Origin of the sequence: Flammeovirga pectinis, from assembly GCF_003970675.1 — a bacterium.
Taxonomy (GTDB): Bacteria; Bacteroidota; Bacteroidia; order Cytophagales; family Flammeovirgaceae; genus Flammeovirga; species Flammeovirga pectinis.
In genome coordinates, this window is the sequence record NZ_CP034562.1 from 1639060 (window position 1) to 1656902 (window position 17843).

Below are 17843 nucleotides of genomic sequence, written 5' to 3' on the forward strand. Positions count from 1 at the left end.
TTGATTTTTTAACAAATGTAATTATTATTGATGCTGAATTCAAGTGATCGAAAAATTATTCCTAACTTATTCATACCAGGTGCTCCAAAATCAGGGACTTCTAGTTTACATGAATATTTGAATCTTCACCCAATGATTCAAATGTCCAAAATTAAAGAGCCGCATTTGTATGCTTTAGACGAACATTACAAAACAAGATTTAATTCAGATTCCGAAAGAGGATTTAGCAAGTTATTTGAATATAATGAAGATGTTAAATTTTTTGGTGAATCTAGTACTACATATTGTATAGATAAAAAGGTCTTAAAAAGAATTAAAGATGATATTGCGAATCCTAAATTTATTTTTATTTTTAGAGACCCTATCGAAAGAGCATTGAGTCATTATAATTGGTTGACGTCTTTAGGTATTGTCATTAATGAGTCTTTTTGGGAAGAATTTATAACTTCAGAAAAAGATAATTTTGATGCAAATCAAAGAGAATTTGGGAGTGTTTATAAAACATACTACTGGTCAAGCAAGTACAAAAATATTATTGAAAATTTTTTAGAGTATTTTGATGAAAAAAGTATCTTAATATTAACAACTGAAGAACTAAAAAATAATAAAATAGCCACATTAAATAAATGTTTTAAATTTTTAGGAGTTTCTAATTTGTATAATATTCCTGATTTTGAGACAAATAAAACAAAACCAATTAGAATTAGGAAGGAACCTTCCTTTTATAAAATAGTTAAAAAATTTTTTAGCAATAATTTTAAAGATAAACTTAAAAAGAGATTAAATCTTAATAGTGTTATTGAAGAAAAGTTATCAATTGAAAAACCGAAGTATATAATATCAGATGCTGAAAAAGAGCGTCTGATTCAAATTTTCAATGAAGATATGAATTATTTAAAAGATAATTTTAATGTAAAAACTTCAGATTGGAAAAACTTTAAAATGAATTAAGATATTATTTATCCGATTTTTTATTATGAGACAATCAAACTTAGATAGCTGTAAAATAGTATCCTTACCCAAAATTCCAGATAGAAGAGGAAATCTATCATTTTTTGAAACTGATAATCAAATACCTTTTAAAATAGAAAGAACTTATTGGATATATGATGTTCCAGGAGGTGAAATTCGTGGAGGGCATGCCTATAAAAAACAAAATGAATTTATAATAGCATTGTCAGGGAGTCTTGATGTTATTATAGAGGTTGCTCATACTATAAAAAAAATATCTTTAAATAGGTCATATGAAGGTTTATTTATACCAAGTGGGATTTGGCGCCATATGGAAAACTTTTCAACAAATAGTTTAGCGCTAGTTGTATCTGATACTGAATATGATGCAGAAGATTATATTAGAGATAAAAATATTTTTTACAATTTTTGTGATGAAAATGCAAAATAAATCAGTTTACGATTGTTCTCTCATAGAGCTTCCTAAGATAGAAAATAGAGCTGGTAATATTACACCAATAAATAATAATATTGAAGTTCCATTTTCAGTACAGCGAGTTTTTTATCTTTATGACATTCCTGGAGGTGAATCAAGAGGTGCTCATTCTCATAAAGAATGTCATCAGTTTTTAGTTGCTGCAAGCGGTGCATTTGAAGTACAATTAGATGATGGAAGAACTAAAAGAAATGTACTCTTGAATAGAGCAAATTATGGTTTACATATTCCACCTGGAATATGGGCTTCTGAGGTGAATTTTTCTTCTGGATCAATTTGTTTGGTTTTAGCAAGTCACAAATACGATGAAGATGACTATATAAGAGATTATAAATTATATTTAAATGAAAGAACAAATAAGTAATATCATTAATGAAATATGTGATGATAAAGGATATGCTAAAGTTGATGTTGATCACCATGACTTTGAGCAATTAAAATTAAGAGAGGATATCGGTTTTGATAGCTTTGATTTAGCTACTCTTACTGTATTAATAGAAGATGAATTTGATATTGATATATTTGAGGATGGTATTGTTAATACACTTGGTGAAATCGTGCAGAAGTTAAAATGAATTTAATAATTTCTAAAGGTGAAAAATTATCTTTTGATAATTTACTTAACATAATAGAATGTCAAAAAGAATGTCAATCTATTATTGTTTTTAGCAGCAGTGTTGAATTTTACTCTAAATTAATAGTTAATTTTATTAATGATATTAATACTATTATTGTAGATAATTCGACAATAATAAATGAACAAAATTTAGAAGTTAGAATATGTGAAAATATTTTTTATGGTCAAAAAAACATAAAAAATATTAAAGGTTTAGTTAAATCATCAGACTCAAGTATTGGTCTTTTTACTTCTGGAACAACAGGTAAACCTAAGCTTATTGAACATAAAGTCTCTAAATTTTTTCATGCTGTTAGAAAACAAAATTCTAGAAACGATGTTTGGGCTTTACTTTATAATCCTAGCCATGTAGCAGGATTACAAGTTTTTTTTCAAGCCTACTTAAACGATATTCTATTAGTGGACTTATATAAGTCAAGCAAAGTGGAATTTATTAAAGCATCTCAAAATTATAATATTACACATATTTCAGCTACACCAACATATTATAAATTACTTGCTCCTTATGATTTTTATTTAAAAAATATTAAACGATGTACTCTTGGAGGTGAAAAAAGTAATATGAACCTTGTGAATAACCTTAAAAAAGTTTTCCCTAATGCAAAAATAAATAATATTTATGCTTCAACTGAGGCTGGTTCTCTTTTTATTTCTAAAAATGATACATTTAAAATACTTGAAGAGGTAAAAAGTAAAGTAAAATTTATAAATAATGAAATTGTATTACATCATTCCATAATAGGAAACTTCAATAAAGAAGAATGGTTTTATACAGGTGATATTGTTGAGTTTACAAATAATAAAGAAACTGAATTTAAAATCGTTTCACGAAATAATGAAATAATAAACATTGGTGGGATTCGTGTTAATTTATTAGAAGTAGAAGAGAAAATTTTGAATTTTGACTTTGTTAAACAAACAAGGGTCTACAAAAAAGAAAATAGTGTGTTAGGGTATATTTTGTGTTGTGATCTTATTTTAAATCAAATTATTAAAAAAAGTGATATAAAAAAAATATTCAGAACAAAACTACTCGAGCAAGAAATTCCTATTAAAATTAATATTGTAGAAGAAATTACTTTAACAAATAGTGGTAAAATTAAAAGAAACTAATATGAATGTTTTAATTACTGGAGTTTCTAAAGGACTAGGACTTAATATTGCAGAAAAATTATTAAGTGATGGATATAGTATTTATGGTATTAGTCGTACTAAATCCAAAGAAGTCGAAAAATTATTATTAGAATATCCCTCTAATTTTCACTTTAAATCTTATGACTTAAGCGATGGTAAAAATATAAAGAATGAATTATTTGGACAATGGTTGAGAAAAATACCTTTAAATGCATTTATAAATAATGCAGCTATGGCGTACGATGATATTATCACTAACCTAAATATTGATAAACTTGAATTTATGTACAAAGTTAATGTTTTTTCTCCTATGCTTATTACAAAATTTGTGTTAAGAAATATGCTTCTACATAAGAATATAAGTGGTTCAATAATTCATATTTCATCAATTAGTGCTCATACAGGTTATAAAGGCCTTTCAATGTATGCTTCAACAAAGTCAGCACTTGAAGGGTTCTCTAAAAATACAGCTCGTGAATGGGGGGAGTTAGGGGTTAGATCAAATTGTATTGTATCTGGATTTATGGATACTGAAATGAGTAGTACTCTGACAGATGACCAGAAAAATAGAATTTATAAAAGAACTTCTTTAAAAAAACCTGTTGATCCAAATTCTATTAGTAATATGATAAGCTTTTTAATTAGTGATGAAGCCAAAAGCATTACAGGTCAAAATTTATTTATTGATTCAGGAACAATTTAAAAATGAAATTTAATAATAAAAATGTTACAATTCATAATGATGTTAAAATTGGGAGTAACGTTGAAATTGGAGATAATACAACAATATACCCAAATGTAATTATTGGAGATAATACTATCATTGCTAATGATTGTGTAATAGGAGAACCTATCAATGATTATTATCGAAAAAGATTAGAATATGTTAACCCTCCTACTAAAATTGGATCAGATTCTTTAATTCGATCACATACCATAATATACTGTAACTCCGAATTTGGAAATCATTTAACAACTGGTCATAGAGTGACAATTAGAGAAAAAACGATAATTGGGAATCATTCAAGTGTCGGTTCTTATTGTGATATACAGGGTGATTGCGTTATTGGGAATTATTCTAGACTTCATAGTTATGTAAATGTTGGTCAAAAAGCCAAAATAGGATCATTTGTTTTTATCTACCCATATGTAACTATAACTAATGATTTAACTCCGCCTTCAAGACCATTGAAGGGGGTGTTTATAGGTGATTATACTCAAATAGGTACTAACTCAACACTACTTTCAACTTCTAAAATAAATCAGAGTTGTCTAGTAGCTGCAGGAAGTATTGTTTTTGGAGAATATGAAAATGATAGTTTCATTAGTGGAAATCCAGCTAAAAGAGTTGGGAAATTAAGTAAGATGCCATTTTTTAATGATAAAGGTAATAGAAATTATCCATGGCAAAAACATTTTTCTGAAGGGTTGCCTTGGGCTGAAATAGGTTTTGAAGATTGGAGTAAACTACAAAATGATGATTAAATTCTTAGATCTTAAAACAATAAATAAAGAGTATTCTGAAGAACTAAAACAAGCTGCAAATAAAGTAATTGAAAGCGGTTGGTATCTTTTAGGAGAAGAATTAAATAAGTTTGAAACGAGCTATTCTTCATTTTGTAAAACAAAATATTGTTTGGGAGTAGCGAACGGTTTGGATGCTTTAAGGTTAATTTTTAAAGCCTATATTGAACTGGGAATATTCAAGGAAGGAGATGAGATTATTGTTCCAGCAAATACCTATATCGCTTCTATTTTAGCCATAACAGATAACAATTTAAAACCTGTTTTTGTTGAGCCAAATGTAAATACCTATAACTTAGACAGTAGGTTAATTGAAGAAAAAATAACTTCAAAAACGAAAGGGATTTTGACTGTGCATTTATATGGTCAAATTTCAGTTGATGAAAAAATGCTAGCTATTTGTAAAAAATATCGACTTAAGTTAATAGAAGATGGGGCGCAATCGCATGGAGCTGAATATAAAGATAAAATATCTGGAGGTATTGGTGATGCTGGAGCTCATAGTTTTTACCCTGGTAAAAATCTTGGAGCATTAGGAGATGCAGGAGCAGTGACTACAAATGATTCAGCATTAGCAGATTGTATTAATGCTTTAAGGAATTATGGTTCACATGTTAAATATGAAAATAAATATAAAGGATATAATTCACGATTAGACGAAATACAAGCCGCATTTTTAAATGTGAAATTGAAATATATTCATGATGATATTAAAGCAAGAAGGGAAATAGCAAATTTCTATTTAAAGAATATTGAGAACCATAAAATAGCTACTCCACAATTGTTACAAGGTGAAGGTCATGTGTGGCATTTATTTGTAATATCAGTTAAGAATAGAGAAGCATTGAAAGAGTATCTATTAGAAAAAGGAATACAAACTTTAATTCATTACCCTATTCCTCCACAAAAACAACAGTGTTACACAGAGTATCATCATTTAACATTACCTAAAACAGAAGAAATACATAAAACAGTAGTGAGTTTACCACTATACAAAGGTCTAACAAAAAAAGAACAACTATATATTGTAGAAACTTTAAATGATTTTTAGAAAGATATATATAATTTGGCTATTATTTTTAAAACGAACAAATGACAACCACCCCTTTAGTATCTATTATAGCATTATGTTATAATCAAGAGAAATTCATTGAAGAGACTTTAAATAGTATAAAAGATCAAACTTACCAGAATATACAATTAATTATTGCTGATGATTGCTCATCTGACACTTCCGTAGAGGTAATTAAGAAGTGGATATCAACTAATAATTATGATTGTGAGTTTATTATACACCAAGAAAATAGGGGGATTTGCAAGACTCTCAATGAAGCATTATTAAAAGTTAAAGGAGAGTTTTATCATGCAATAGCATGTGATGATATAATGCTTAAAGATAAAATTAAGGTGCAAACAGAGATTTTATCTAAAAGTGATAATAATGTTGCAATGGTCTATTCAGATGCTTATTTAATAGATGATAATGGTAATCAATATGATTCGCGATTTATTCAAAGGCATCGACCAAGGTTACTGAATTTTCCATCAGGAAATATTTTTGTAGACTTAGCGGAGTCGAATTTTATACCTGCTATGGGAAATCTAATAAAAACAAAATGTGTTAGAAAAATTGGTGGATACGATGAAAGGTTAACTTATGAAGATTATGATATGTGGCTTCGTATTTCGAAAAAATATGAAATTGTATATTCTGATTATGTATCTGTAAAATATAGATTACATTCAAATAATATGCATAGATCTAAACTATTTAATATAAATAGGACTCTAAATAATATTAGAATATATAAAAAACATCTTAATAATGAGGTAATATACTCTAAGTTTATGGATTGTTTAGAAAGTGTTTATTTACGTAATGATTTTGATAATGCAATTACTTTTATCCCTTTACTAAAAAAGAATGATAAAGTATTAAAAGTATTTATTAAGTATAAGTTGCCTTCTTTTATTTATAGATTAATAAATTTCATTAAAAATAGGCTTAATGTTATCAAATAATAGTTTAAATCCAATTCGTCATTTGCTTGCTGCATTTGTAATCATTACTCACTCATATCCTTTATTAGGTTTGCCAGAGGAAGATATTTTATTTCAACTAACAAATGGACAGTTATCTTTTTCTACATTTGCTGTTAATGCTTTTTTCGCTATATCGGGATACTTAATTTTTAAATCATTAGATAGATCCGATTCTATTATTGATTATATGAAGAAAAGGTGTCTTCGGATATTCCCTGCATTATGGGTAATGTTATTAGTAACTGTCTTAATAACAACTCCTTTTTTTTATGAATCTTCAATTGAAGAGTATTACCAAGATAAAAGTATGTGGAGTTATTTTATATATAATACTGTTTTATATACTCATTACCGTATTGATGGAGTATTTACTCATAATCCAATGGTATCTTTGAATGGTAGCTTATGGACAATTCCGTATGAATTTTTATGGTATATTCTAATAATACCAACTTCTATAGTACTTAAAAAGTACTTGAAATATATCTTATTAGGAGTATTTGTACTATTTTTTCTATTAACAAATCATTATCAGCTAGACAATACAATTGTACATGTTTCTTTATATCAATTATGTAGATTAGGAACCTATTTTTGTGGAGATATGTTAATCTATCAATTTGGAATAGAGAAATATAGTATAAAATATAGATATATAACTTTTTTAGGAATGGTATTATTGAATGTATTTTCAATTTATGAGTACTGTCAATATATAATTGTTCCTTTTTTTATTTTAGGCTTTGGTTTATCTAAGGATTTTAGTGCTTTAAATTTCAAAGGAGATTATTCTTATGGAATATATTTATATGGTTTTTTTGTGCAACAAATGTTTGTTGCACTATTTCCATCAATCACAGTTTTCAATTTAGCATTATTGAGTATCGTAGTGTCATTTGTCTTTGCTTATTTTTCATGGCATATTTTTGAGGAGAAAGTATTGAGACTTAAGAATAAAAAAATACAAATATGGAACTTTCAATTATAATTATTAATTACAATACATTTGAGCTAACATGCCAATGTATTGATTCTATATATAAAGAAACAAAAGGTGTTACCTTTGAAATTATATTAGTTGATAATGCTTCTAAAGAATGTGATCCTAAATTATTTTCAGATAAATACCCTGATATAAAGTTAATTGAAAATAAAGTAAATCAAGGGTTTGGAAGAGCTAATAACAAAGGCATGGAATTAGCTAAAGGAAATTTTTTTCTGTTATTAAATTCAGATACTATTATTATAAATAATGTAGTAAATAAAGGAGTACACTATTTAAATCAGGATAAGAAAAATGGAGTTTATTCATGTCATCAAATAAATGATATTTCTTCAATTAAAGAACCTGAATATTCATTCTTTTTTAAGGACTTTTCTTTATTTTACTTATTGAAGAATATACCATTTATTCAAATAATTTATTCAAAATATTTGAATAAATCGTCTAAACAATTTTCAAAGGGTATAAATAAAGTGAATAATGTGTCTGGTGCTTTTATGCTTTTAAAACATGAGGTATTTGAAAAAACGAAAGGTTTTGATCCGGATTTTTTTCTTTACAGTGAAGAGACTGAGTGGTGCACACTTAGAATTAATAAAAAATGGAATATATTATTTTCTACAGAAGAAAAATTTATTCATTTAGAAGGTAAAAGTGGAGTTAAAGATTTTACTCTAAATCAAGATTTTCTTTCAACAGCTTTTACTTGGTATAAAAAGGGATATTTCGAATATTTTTCATTTTTATTTATTCATATATTTCTATATTATCCATCATGGTTAATTTTATTTTTTGTCGTCAAAAGTGAAAATAAAAAAAGAACATTAAGGTTGATTAAAATATTTAATAATTGTTTTAAACAATTAATATTTGATATTCCAAAATATAAAAATAATTATGGTGCTAGAAAGAATTTTTTAAGATATAAATAGTATGTGTGGAATAACAGGTATTATAAGTAAATCAAATGAAGTTGATATAAAATATTCAATTTCAAAAATGACTGATAAACTGATTCATCGTGGACCAGATGGTTTTGGATATTATTATGACAAAAATATTGCTTTTGGTCATAGAAGGCTGTCTATTATTGACCTATCTGAAAACGGTAAACAGCCAATGACATCACAATGTGGAAGGTATACAATTACATTTAATGGTGAAATTTATAACTACATCGAGATAAAAAATAATCTAATTGAAAAAGGCCTTAAATTTAAGACAAATACGGATACCGAAGTTTTATTAGAATTATATGCAATATATAAGGAAGGTTTGTTTCAATATTTAGATGGTATGTTTGCTTTTGCAATATATGACAATGTAACAAAATCAACCTTTTGTGCTAGAGATCGTTTTGGAGAAAAGCCTTTTTTCTATACAAGTAATTCTGAGGGAACCTATTTTTCATCAGAGATGAAATCATTTTGGTCAATTGGAATAAAAAAAAATCCAAATAAAAAAAGATTATATTACTATCTAGCTTTTGAAGCCCTTGAAGACCCATATGAAAGAAAATCTACTTTTTATGAAGATATTTATGAATTGGAACCCTCTTATTATATGGTTTTAAATTCAAATGGTGAAATTATAACTAAGAAACAATATTGGGATATTGATTTAACAATAAAAAATGAAACTATAACTAAAGAACAAGCAGAAAATAGATTTAAAGAATTATTAAAAAAATCTGTTAAAAGGAGATTAAGGTCTGATGTTCCTGTAGGGACAAGTTTAAGTGGAGGTTTAGATTCCAGTGCATTGGTATATTTAATTAATGATTTAAAACTAGATGGACAAAAACAATTAACTTTTTCTGCTAGGTTCAAAAATCATAAATTGGATGAAAGTTATTTTATTGATTTAATTTTAAATGATTTAAACGAAATAGAAGGTCATTCTACTTATCCTACCTCTGAAGGTTTTGTTGATGAAATTGAAGATTTATTTTATCATTTAGAAGAGCCATTTGGGGGTGGTAGTATTTATGCTCAATGGAAAGTAATGCAGCTAGCAAAAAACAAAGGCGTTACAGTTCTAATTGATGGACAAGGTGCTGATGAAATAATGGGAGGGTATCATGGTTATTTTACAGCTTATTGCAAAGAGTTATATAAGAACGATAAACTTAAGTATAATGAACAAATAACGAAATGGAATAAGTTACATAACTTAAATTATGACTTAACAAAATACGACAAACTTTATACTCATATTCCAAAAGTATTAGATTTTTATGGTCGTAAAAGAAGAAAATATTTCCCTTTAGATTTACATTATTTAAAAGATTTCAACCCTGAGTATCTATCAATTTTTAAATTAGAAAATAACCCAATAATAAAAAATAACTCATTAAAAGAGACATTATATAATTCATTATTTAAAAGAGGTTTACATGAATTATTGAGGCATGGAGATAGGAATTCAATGGCATTTTCAGTTGAATCAAGACTGCCATTTTTAAACCATGAGTTAATAGAATTTATATTCACTCTTCCTAACCATTTATTGATAAATAATGGATGGACAAAATATATTATGAGATCATCTTTAAAAGATTTTCTACCTAAAGAAATAGTTTGGAGAAAAGATAAAGTTGGCTTTGCCCCACCTCAAAAAAAATGGGAAAATGATAAAAGGGTATTAGAACTAAAAGATGAATCTATTGCAATTTTACAACAAGAAAATATAATAGATAAGTCTACATCTTTCAACCAATGGAATCTTATGATGGCAGGTCAACTTTATAAATAATTTTGAATGAAAAGAGCTCTTATTATAGCAGATCAATTTCCACCTTCAGCTTTAGTTTCTAGTAAAAGGCCTTATTTTTTTGCCAAATCATTTACAGAAAATAATTATAAAGTTGATGTTTTAACTCAAAAAAATAGAAATAAAGAATGGAGTGTAGATTTAAATGGTATTAATATTATAGAATATAATTACCAATATATATTTAATAATATCTTACAATTTCAATCTAGAACAAGTATCTGGGCAAAAATTTTAAGATTTTCATCTTTTTTACTGTACCCTTTAGGGTATGTGAAATCACCATTGATAAATTATTCAAAAATTTCAAATGAATATGATGTTATATTGGCTAGTGGAGATCCGTGGTATGTTTTTGAAATTGGAAATAAAATATATAAGCAACAAAAAAAAAGAACAGTAAAATTGATATTTGATTATAGAGATATCATGACTCAAAAATCAAATATAGGAAACGAAAAAATTACTTATGGAGTATCTTCACCATTAAATCATTTTAAAACATTTTGGTTAAACTTAAAAGAGAAGAGGTTAATTAAGAATGTTTCTTTTATTTCAACTGTAACACCGGTTTTTGCAGAAAATATAAAGCAAATGATTAATAATAAAAAGGAAGTATTAGTGGTGTATAATGGTTTTGAAAAAAAAGTTAGATTAGTGAAACAAAATAAACCAATAAAACAAATTTTATTTATTGGTTCTTTCTTTGAAAGCCAAATGTCAAATTTAGATTTATTTATACCATTTGTAATTGAAAATAATTTAATAGTAACTTTTGTAGGAATAAAAAAAAATTATCCAAGTAAACTATTAAATTATAGTAAAAAATATCAAAATATTATTATTAAAGATTTTATACCAAAAAAAGAATTATCGGAGTTGACAAATAATACTGATGCTTTTTTAACTTTAGGTTATCATGGAAGGTCTGGTATCCTACCTGTGAAATTATATGAGTATATGGAATGTGGTAAACCAATAATCCATATTTCTCAAGAAAAAGATATAATTTCTGAAATAATTAAAAAATGTAATTGCGGACTAATTTTTAATGATGAAGAAAAAAACAATTTTTTACAAAACTTAATTAAGTTGAACCCAAAGATAAGTGAGATTGATTTTTATAAATTTAATAATCAAACAGGCATATTAATTAATCATATAGAAAATTTCAAAATAAATGAATTATGAGATTGATACTATCAGAATGATTTTGAAATTTAAATTACATCTTATTAATCAATATTTAACTTTAAAGTTTATTATATTATATCCAAATCTTAAAATAAGAAATTGTTTTATTGAAAAAGGAGTAAATATTATCGTAGAAGATGGAGCAGAACTAACAATTGTTGGTACTAGTTTAAAAAAAGATGTATATATCCATGTTTCTAAAGGAGGAAAAGCAGAAATTTATTGGCATAGGTTCGATAATAGTATCTAGGGAATATATTTCTATTGGTAAAGGGACTCATGTCGCAGAATATACTGTTATAAGAGATCAAGACCATTTAATTTCAGATTTGAATAAGTTTCATACTAAACCAATTATTATTAAAGAAAATGTTTGGATATGTAATAAAGTTTCAATTCTTAAAGGAACTACAATTAATAGTAATAGTATTTTAGGGGCACATGCTGTAGTAAATAAAGATATACCTGCAAATAGCTTAGCAGTAGGTATTCCTGTGGAAATTAAATAAGTATGATTATTTATATAATATCAAATATTAATAAAGCAATAGCTTTCGAATGGATTGCAAAGGAATTTAATCAAGATATCTATTTTATTATTCTAAATCCATTTAAAGATTCTGATCTTGAAATTTATTTTAGGGAGAATAATATTAAATATTCTTTTTTAAGATTAACGTCTAAAAAAGATTATCCTTTACTCTTCATGAAAATAATGCAACTTTTCTTAAAGTTTAAGCCTAAAGTAGTGCATACACATCTAAGAGATGCAAATTTTTTAGGTTTAACCACATCATGGTTATTAAGAATAAAGAAGAGAATTTATACAAGGCATAGTTCAACTTTTAATAAGGAACTTTATCCACAATCTGTAAAATATGATAAGTTATGTAATTATCTAGCGACAGATGTAGTAGCAATTTCACAAAATGTAAGAGACGTATTGCTAGAAGAGGGATGTTCAAAAGAGAAAATACATTTAATTCATCATGGCTTTGATTTAGATGCTTTTACTAAAGTAAATGAAAAAGACGTTACTTTATTGAAAAAGAAATATGATATACCTCATGATTCAATAATTATTGGAGTAATTGCAAGATATATTAACTGGAAAGGACATAACTATATCATTGAAGCGTTTAAAAGGATAAGAAAAGAGAATCCAAAATGTTTATTGATATTAGCAAATGCTTTAGGTCCTGACAAAGAGAGAATTCAAAATTTGTTAAAGAATAAATTAATAGAGAATTCATATGTAGAAATACCTTTTGAAAATAATTTATTTGCCCTTTATAAGTGTTTTGATTATTATATTCATACTCCAATTAATAAAGAAATAGAAGCTTTTGGACAAACGTATGTTGAAGCATTGGCAGCTAGAATACCTTCAGTTTTTACGTTATCAGGGGTAGCTCCGGAGTTTATAAAAGATAAACAAAATGCTTTAGTGGTACCTTTTTGTGATTCTAATGCAATATATAATGCTATGAAACTTTATTTAAGTAATGGTGAATTACAAAAAACTATTATCAGAAATGGTAAAATTGATGTTCAAAATTATTTCACATTAAATTTATTTTTCACTAAACTAAAATCATTGTATCAATAATGGATGATTTATTATTTTCTATTATAATACCAACATATAATAGAGCAAATTTTATTGAAAAAACTATTGATTCAGCATTGAATCAAAGTTATAAAGAATTTGAAATTATCGTCATTGATGATGGTAGTACTGATAATACAGAAGAGTTTATAGCGCAAAACTATAAGGAATCAGTGAAATATTTAAAAGTTTTAAATGGAGAAAGAGGTGCAGCAAGAAATAAAGGTGCAGAGGTAGCAAAAGGAAATTATGTTTATTTCTTAGATTCTGATGACCTATTATACCCTAATCACTTAGAGGAAGCATACAATTTTATAGACAAGAATAATTCCCCAACTATTTTCTTTCAACAATATGAATTTACTCTTGAAGATGATAGGAAGAAGATAAATTATCGACCTAAGAATAATATCATTAATAAAGAGTTAATTATGAATGGTAACTTTTTGAGTTGTCATGGGGTTTTTATTAATAGAGATTTCTTTCAACAAAATAAATTCAATGAAGATAGAAATTTAGCAGGTTCTGAAGATTATGAATTATGGTTAAGAATTGCATCTAAAGAAAATATTTATTTTAACCCTAAAGTGACTTCAACATTAGTTTACCATGATGATAGAAGTGTTTTAAACTATTCTTCAGATAAGTTAATAAAGAGAAAACTATTATTCTTAGAGACATTAAAGAACAATAGTTTGGTTTATAAATTTTATAAATCTAATTGGAATCAATTGTCGTCTGATGCTTATTCATATATTTCTTTGCACATTGCTCTAACAAAAAAAGATAAATTAATAGCATGGAAATATTATCTCTATGCATTAATTTTATATCCTAAGACATTAACAAGTAAAAGGTCATTCGCAATAATTAAACATCTAATTTTTTGAAAAATATTTTATATATCTCTTACGATGGGATGACAGACCCTTTAGGTCAGTCTCAAGTGCTCCCTTATCTTAAGGGGTTATCTGAAAATGGTTACAGTATAACTTTAATTTCTTTTGAAAAAGAAGAGAGGAAAGATAAGAAGGCATATATTCAGAAAATAGTTGAAAAAATAGGAATAGATTGGTATCCCTTAAATTACACGAAGAATCCACCTATTGTTTCTACAGTTATTGATGTTCAACGTTTGAAGACGTTAGCTTTTAAGCTACATCAAGAAAAGCAGTTTAGAATTGTTCATTGCCGTAGTTATATTTCTGCTTTAATAGGGTTGGAAATGAAAAAAAAATTAGGTGTTAAATTTATTTTTGACATGCGTGGATTTTGGGCTGATGAAAGAGTAGATGGAAATATTTGGAATTTGTCAAATCCTATTTTTAGACTAGTGTATGCTTATTTTAAAAAGAAGGAAAAGGACTTTTTGAGATATTCTGATATTAATATTTCACTGACTAATAATGGCTTACAAGTTATTAATGAATGGGATAAATCTAAGAACTTCTCTAAAACAGTGGTAATACCTTGTTGTGCTGATACTATTCTTTTTACAATTAAAAATACTACACATCAATCATTTGTATTAGGATATCTAGGTTCCATAGGAACTTGGTATTTATTAGATGAAATGTTAGATTTTTATTTACGTTTATTAATAAAACAACCTAATTCTATTTTTCATTTTTTAACGAAAGATGATCCTAATTTAATCTTATCGAAATGTAAAGATAAAAATATTCCACTATCAAATATTCTTATTGAAGAATCAGAACGAGAGGATATTGTACAAAAAACCAGTACTTGGGATTATTCTATATTTTTTATTAAACCGGCATTTTCTAAAAAATCATCATCGCCAACAAAACAAGGGGAACTTATGTCGATGGGCATACCAGTAATTTGTAATAGTAACGTTGGAGATACTGATTTTGTAATAAATAAATATAATTCAGGTTTTCTAATTGATAGCTTTGATATTTCATCTTATGATGAAGTAATTGATGAAATATTATCTAATAATAGCATTTTTGATAAAGAAAAAATACGTGAAGGTGCTATTGAATATTTTAATTTAGAAAATGGAATTAAAAAATATTTAGCGATATATAATAATTTATGAAAAAAATATTATTTCTATCACCTTATCCTATAGGATGTGCACCTAGTCAAAGATTGAAATATGAACAATATTATACATCTATTGAAAAGTCTGGTTATAAAATAGAAACCAGTTCATTTATTGATGAAGATTTCTGGAAAATTATATATAAAAAAGGTTCATTTGCCAAAAAAATATTGTTTACACTGAAAGGTTATATTCGAAGAATATTTGACCTTTTTCGATTGAAAGAGTATGACATTATTTATATCCATTTATGGGTAACCCCTTTTGGATTTCCAATATTTGAGTATTTAGTAAGAAAATTATCATCAAAAGTGATATATGATATCGATGATATGGTTTTTCTTGGTCATTCCAGTTCAGCAAATCGCCTTTTTCAAGAATTAAAAGGGACAAAAAAAATGTTATACTTGATGAAGAATTCAAATCATGTTATAACATGTACTCCAAAATTAGATGAGTTTGTACGGAAATATAATAGAAAAACTACAGACATATCTTCAACTATTAATACTGAAAATTATACAATTAAAAATGAATATTCCAATACAAAAACTATTGTTATTGGTTGGAGTGGCTCTCATTCTACCTCAAAATATTTATATCTTTTAGAAGATGTTTTTAAATCTCTAAGTAAAAAGTACAATATTAAAATAAAAGTTATTGGTGATGCAAGTTTTCAAATTACAGGTTTGACTATTGATGCACAAGATTGGGATGAATTAACAGAAGTAGAAGAGTTACAGAAAATAGATATAGGTGTTTATCCTTTACCTAATGAAGAATGGGTTTTAGGAAAAAGTGGTTTAAAAGCACTACAATATATGGCATTAGGTCTACCAACAGTAGCCACAGCAATTGGAGCAAATTATAGAGTTATTGAGAATGGAATTTCTGGCTTCTTAGTTAACTCCAAAGAAGAATGGTATATTACTTTAGAAAAATTAATTGTTGATGCCAATTTACGAAAAAAAATAGGAACTAAGGCTCGAATAAATGTAGTGGAGAATTATTCCATTCAATCAACGTCGTCGACTTACCTTAAAATTATTGATTCTCTTTCTTGATGTTTTTTTGATTGAGTATTGATAATGAATAACAAGAAATAAAGTATAAAATGGCATCATAGGTGTTTTAAAGCGTCCTAATACACCATAATTAAAAGATATATATCCTGCAATAAAACCAAAAAGTAAAGCATAGCTAAGAAGGAAACCTAAATTAGGATCTTTTACAGTTTGTTTTAATGTCTTCCATATTCCTACTTTAAAAAAGATGTAAAGTGTGATAAGTAGAAAAGCAAAGCTTTCACCTGCACCCATTAATTGCACTACTTTTGTAGTTTCCCAAGGAAAAGGACGGAAAAGAGTAAAATGTATAGCTTCAGGAAAAGATTTCATCATCCCTAATAATGATAAGTCACCTGCCGAAGATAAATGATAAGTAGACGCTTTTCCTCCACCATGCCCACCTCTAGCTTCTCTCCATTTCCCTCCATGGTCACTTTGAAAACCAGAGATAGTACTTTGTGCTGCAACAAATTCTTCATTATTTTCAACATATTCATCCAATTTAGGAGCTAAAAAATAGAGTATTAATGGAATTGATAGAATAATTATTGTTGTACTACTGTATCTTAATAAGGCATTTAATCGGCTATAATAATATAAGAAGACCCAAAAAGCTAAGCAGGGAAATAACATGAAAATTGTAGCACCTTTTACTAACTTTATTATGTAAAAGCAAATAAATAAAACACTAAAATTCTTAGTTGAAAACTCTTTATTATAAGCAATTCTAGCAAAGTAATAAGTGAAAAAACCAATTCCTCCAGTAGTAATTGCTTCTTTTATTATACCACTACTCCAAAATATGCAAGAAGGGATAAAGAGTATAGCCCAACACACATATTTGTAATGTTCCTTATACTTAGCAGAAAACAACTGCACTAATTTCCATGATCCTAGGAATGACCATAGAGCAAAGAATAAAGCGGTGGAATAGAAACTTTTAAGAGTTAATAGATTAATTAGCCCAGTTATTTTTGTAACTATCCATGTACTTGTTGAACTTTTAAATGAAATTTTGCTTAAATATTGGATAGACTCTCCACTAAAATATTGACTATTATATGTAAAAACTTCAAAACCAATTTTTGGAGATTTTAAAAAAGCATCTACAATAACACTTCCTTGCTTAAAATAAGCGGTTGTATCACCTCCTCCATAGTAAAATTGATAGATTAAACAGAAAAATATTGCCCCAAACATCTTTGCATGTAAACCCCACCAAAAATACTTCCTCGTAAACTTATTGGTCCATCTATTAGCAAAGAAAGGAGCTATTACAAAATAGATTATACATAAATAAATGGGAGTGATTAATAGGTTGTAAAGTGGGTTCATTAGCTTA

20 protein-coding genes are annotated in these 17843 nt (G+C 26.8%); 19 read left to right on the forward strand and 1 reads right to left on the reverse strand.

The window, feature by feature from the left end:
- Window positions 1-30 precede the first annotated feature (30 nt).
- The 19 genes from EI427_RS06535 (at window position 31) to EI427_RS06625 (ending at window position 16498) form a co-directional block, all read left to right on the forward strand.
- Window positions 31-951 carry a sulfotransferase domain-containing protein gene (locus EI427_RS06535; RefSeq protein ID WP_126612891.1) on the forward strand — a complete coding sequence of 307 codons (921 nt, stop codon included), beginning with the start codon at window positions 31-33 and terminating at the stop codon, window positions 949-951.
- 25 nt (window positions 952-976) lie between these two features.
- Entirely contained in the window at window positions 977-1402 is a 426-nt protein-coding gene (locus EI427_RS06540; protein WP_126612893.1) for a sugar 3,4-ketoisomerase, read from the forward strand.
- The gene (locus EI427_RS06545; protein WP_240655358.1) at window positions 1386-1811 is read left to right on the forward strand and encodes a sugar 3,4-ketoisomerase; all 426 of its coding nucleotides are present in this window, start codon (window positions 1386-1388) and stop codon (window positions 1809-1811) included. The genes EI427_RS06540 and EI427_RS06545 overlap by 17 nt, the downstream gene beginning before the upstream one ends.
- Window positions 1792-2022 (forward strand): phosphopantetheine-binding protein, encoded by a 231-nt coding sequence (locus tag EI427_RS06550; protein ID WP_126612895.1) that lies wholly within the window; start codon window positions 1792-1794, stop codon window positions 2020-2022. The genes EI427_RS06545 and EI427_RS06550 overlap by 20 nt, the downstream gene beginning before the upstream one ends.
- Window positions 2019-3197, forward strand: coding sequence for an AMP-binding protein (locus EI427_RS06555; RefSeq protein WP_126612897.1), 1179 nt, complete (start codon window positions 2019-2021; stop codon window positions 3195-3197). Before EI427_RS06550 ends, EI427_RS06555 begins: the two co-directional genes overlap by 4 nt.
- Before the next feature lies 1 nt (window position 3198).
- Window positions 3199-3921, forward strand: a complete 723-nt coding sequence (locus tag EI427_RS06560) for an SDR family oxidoreductase (protein WP_126612899.1) — start codon at window positions 3199-3201, stop codon at window positions 3919-3921.
- Window positions 3922-3923: 2 nt separating this feature from the next.
- The gene (locus EI427_RS06565; protein WP_126612901.1) at window positions 3924-4703 is read left to right on the forward strand and encodes an N-acetyltransferase; all 780 of its coding nucleotides are present in this window, start codon (window positions 3924-3926) and stop codon (window positions 4701-4703) included.
- Window positions 4693-5793, forward strand: a complete 1101-nt coding sequence (locus tag EI427_RS06570; protein ID WP_317125740.1) for a DegT/DnrJ/EryC1/StrS family aminotransferase — start codon at window positions 4693-4695, stop codon at window positions 5791-5793. Before EI427_RS06565 ends, EI427_RS06570 begins: the two co-directional genes overlap by 11 nt.
- A gap of 41 nt (window positions 5794-5834) precedes the next feature.
- Complete coding sequence (locus tag EI427_RS06575; protein ID WP_126612903.1) at window positions 5835-6764, forward strand: glycosyltransferase; 930 nt, start codon at window positions 5835-5837, stop codon at window positions 6762-6764.
- Complete coding sequence (locus tag EI427_RS06580; protein WP_126612905.1) at window positions 6751-7773, forward strand: acyltransferase family protein; 1023 nt, start codon at window positions 6751-6753, stop codon at window positions 7771-7773. Before EI427_RS06575 ends, EI427_RS06580 begins: the two co-directional genes overlap by 14 nt.
- On the forward strand, window positions 7755-8720 hold the full coding sequence (locus EI427_RS06585) for a glycosyltransferase family 2 protein (RefSeq protein ID WP_126612914.1): 966 nt from the start codon (window positions 7755-7757) through the stop codon (window positions 8718-8720). The genes EI427_RS06580 and EI427_RS06585 overlap by 19 nt, the downstream gene beginning before the upstream one ends.
- A gap of 1 nt (window position 8721) precedes the next feature.
- Window positions 8722-10542, forward strand: coding sequence for an asparagine synthase (glutamine-hydrolyzing) (gene asnB / locus EI427_RS06590; protein ID WP_126612916.1), 1821 nt, complete (start codon window positions 8722-8724; stop codon window positions 10540-10542).
- Window positions 10543-10833: 291 nt separating this feature from the next.
- The gene (locus EI427_RS06595) at window positions 10834-11751 is read left to right on the forward strand and encodes a glycosyltransferase (protein WP_170178410.1); all 918 of its coding nucleotides are present in this window, start codon (window positions 10834-10836) and stop codon (window positions 11749-11751) included.
- The gene (locus tag EI427_RS06600; RefSeq protein WP_126612920.1) at window positions 11741-12004 is read left to right on the forward strand and encodes a hypothetical protein; all 264 of its coding nucleotides are present in this window, start codon (window positions 11741-11743) and stop codon (window positions 12002-12004) included. Before EI427_RS06595 ends, EI427_RS06600 begins: the two co-directional genes overlap by 11 nt.
- Complete coding sequence (locus tag EI427_RS06605) at window positions 11946-12263, forward strand: acyltransferase (protein WP_170178411.1); 318 nt, start codon at window positions 11946-11948, stop codon at window positions 12261-12263. Before EI427_RS06600 ends, EI427_RS06605 begins: the two co-directional genes overlap by 59 nt.
- 2 nt (window positions 12264-12265) lie before the next feature.
- Window positions 12266-13363 (forward strand): glycosyltransferase family 4 protein, encoded by a 1098-nt coding sequence (locus tag EI427_RS06610; RefSeq protein WP_126612924.1) that lies wholly within the window; start codon window positions 12266-12268, stop codon window positions 13361-13363.
- Window positions 13363-14253 (forward strand): glycosyltransferase family 2 protein, encoded by an 891-nt coding sequence (locus EI427_RS06615; RefSeq protein ID WP_126612927.1) that lies wholly within the window; start codon window positions 13363-13365, stop codon window positions 14251-14253. Before EI427_RS06610 ends, EI427_RS06615 begins: the two co-directional genes overlap by 1 nt.
- Entirely contained in the window at window positions 14250-15428 is a 1179-nt protein-coding gene (locus EI427_RS06620) for a glycosyltransferase (RefSeq protein ID WP_126612929.1), read from the forward strand. Before EI427_RS06615 ends, EI427_RS06620 begins: the two co-directional genes overlap by 4 nt.
- A complete protein-coding gene (locus EI427_RS06625; protein ID WP_126612931.1) occupies window positions 15425-16498 on the forward strand; it encodes a glycosyltransferase family 4 protein in 1074 nt (357 codons plus the stop codon). The genes EI427_RS06620 and EI427_RS06625 overlap by 4 nt, the downstream gene beginning before the upstream one ends.
- Here EI427_RS06625 and EI427_RS06630 read toward each other — a convergent pair.
- Window positions 16454-17836: a hypothetical protein gene (locus EI427_RS06630; RefSeq protein WP_126612934.1), complete on the reverse strand. Its 1383-nt coding sequence runs from the start codon at window positions 17834-17836 to the stop codon at window positions 16454-16456. The two genes, EI427_RS06625 and EI427_RS06630, sit on opposite strands and share 45 nt — an antisense overlap.
- Window positions 17837-17843: the final 7 nt, after the last annotated feature.

Coding starts and splice junctions, on each gene's coding strand:
- EI427_RS06630 (WP_126612934.1), bottom strand. CDS start 17,836: ATGAACCCACTTTACAACCTATTAATCACTCCCATTTATTTATGTATA.
- EI427_RS06570 (WP_317125740.1), top strand. CDS start 4,693: ATGATGATTAAATTCTTAGATCTTAAAACAATAAATAAAGAGTATTCT.
- EI427_RS06545 (WP_240655358.1), top strand. CDS start 1,386: ATGAAAATGCAAAATAAATCAGTTTACGATTGTTCTCTCATAGAGCTT.
- EI427_RS06565 (WP_126612901.1), top strand. CDS start 3,924: ATGAAATTTAATAATAAAAATGTTACAATTCATAATGATGTTAAAATT.
- EI427_RS06600 (WP_126612920.1), top strand. CDS start 11,741: ATGAATTATGAGATTGATACTATCAGAATGATTTTGAAATTTAAATTA.
- EI427_RS06540 (WP_126612893.1), top strand. CDS start 977: ATGAGACAATCAAACTTAGATAGCTGTAAAATAGTATCCTTACCCAAA.
- EI427_RS06585 (WP_126612914.1), top strand. CDS start 7,755: ATGGAACTTTCAATTATAATTATTAATTACAATACATTTGAGCTAACA.
- EI427_RS06555 (WP_126612897.1), top strand. CDS start 2,019: ATGAATTTAATAATTTCTAAAGGTGAAAAATTATCTTTTGATAATTTA.
- EI427_RS06610 (WP_126612924.1), top strand. CDS start 12,266: ATGATTATTTATATAATATCAAATATTAATAAAGCAATAGCTTTCGAA.
- EI427_RS06625 (WP_126612931.1), top strand. CDS start 15,425: ATGAAAAAAATATTATTTCTATCACCTTATCCTATAGGATGTGCACCT.
- EI427_RS06535 (WP_126612891.1), top strand. CDS start 31: ATGCTGAATTCAAGTGATCGAAAAATTATTCCTAACTTATTCATACCA.
- EI427_RS06550 (WP_126612895.1), top strand. CDS start 1,792: ATGAAAGAACAAATAAGTAATATCATTAATGAAATATGTGATGATAAA.
- EI427_RS06560 (WP_126612899.1), top strand. CDS start 3,199: ATGAATGTTTTAATTACTGGAGTTTCTAAAGGACTAGGACTTAATATT.
- EI427_RS06605 (WP_170178411.1), top strand. CDS start 11,946: ATGTTTCTAAAGGAGGAAAAGCAGAAATTTATTGGCATAGGTTCGATA.
- EI427_RS06580 (WP_126612905.1), top strand. CDS start 6,751: ATGTTATCAAATAATAGTTTAAATCCAATTCGTCATTTGCTTGCTGCA.
- EI427_RS06615 (WP_126612927.1), top strand. CDS start 13,363: ATGGATGATTTATTATTTTCTATTATAATACCAACATATAATAGAGCA.
- EI427_RS06575 (WP_126612903.1), top strand. CDS start 5,835: ATGACAACCACCCCTTTAGTATCTATTATAGCATTATGTTATAATCAA.
- asnB (WP_126612916.1), top strand. CDS start 8,722: ATGTGTGGAATAACAGGTATTATAAGTAAATCAAATGAAGTTGATATA.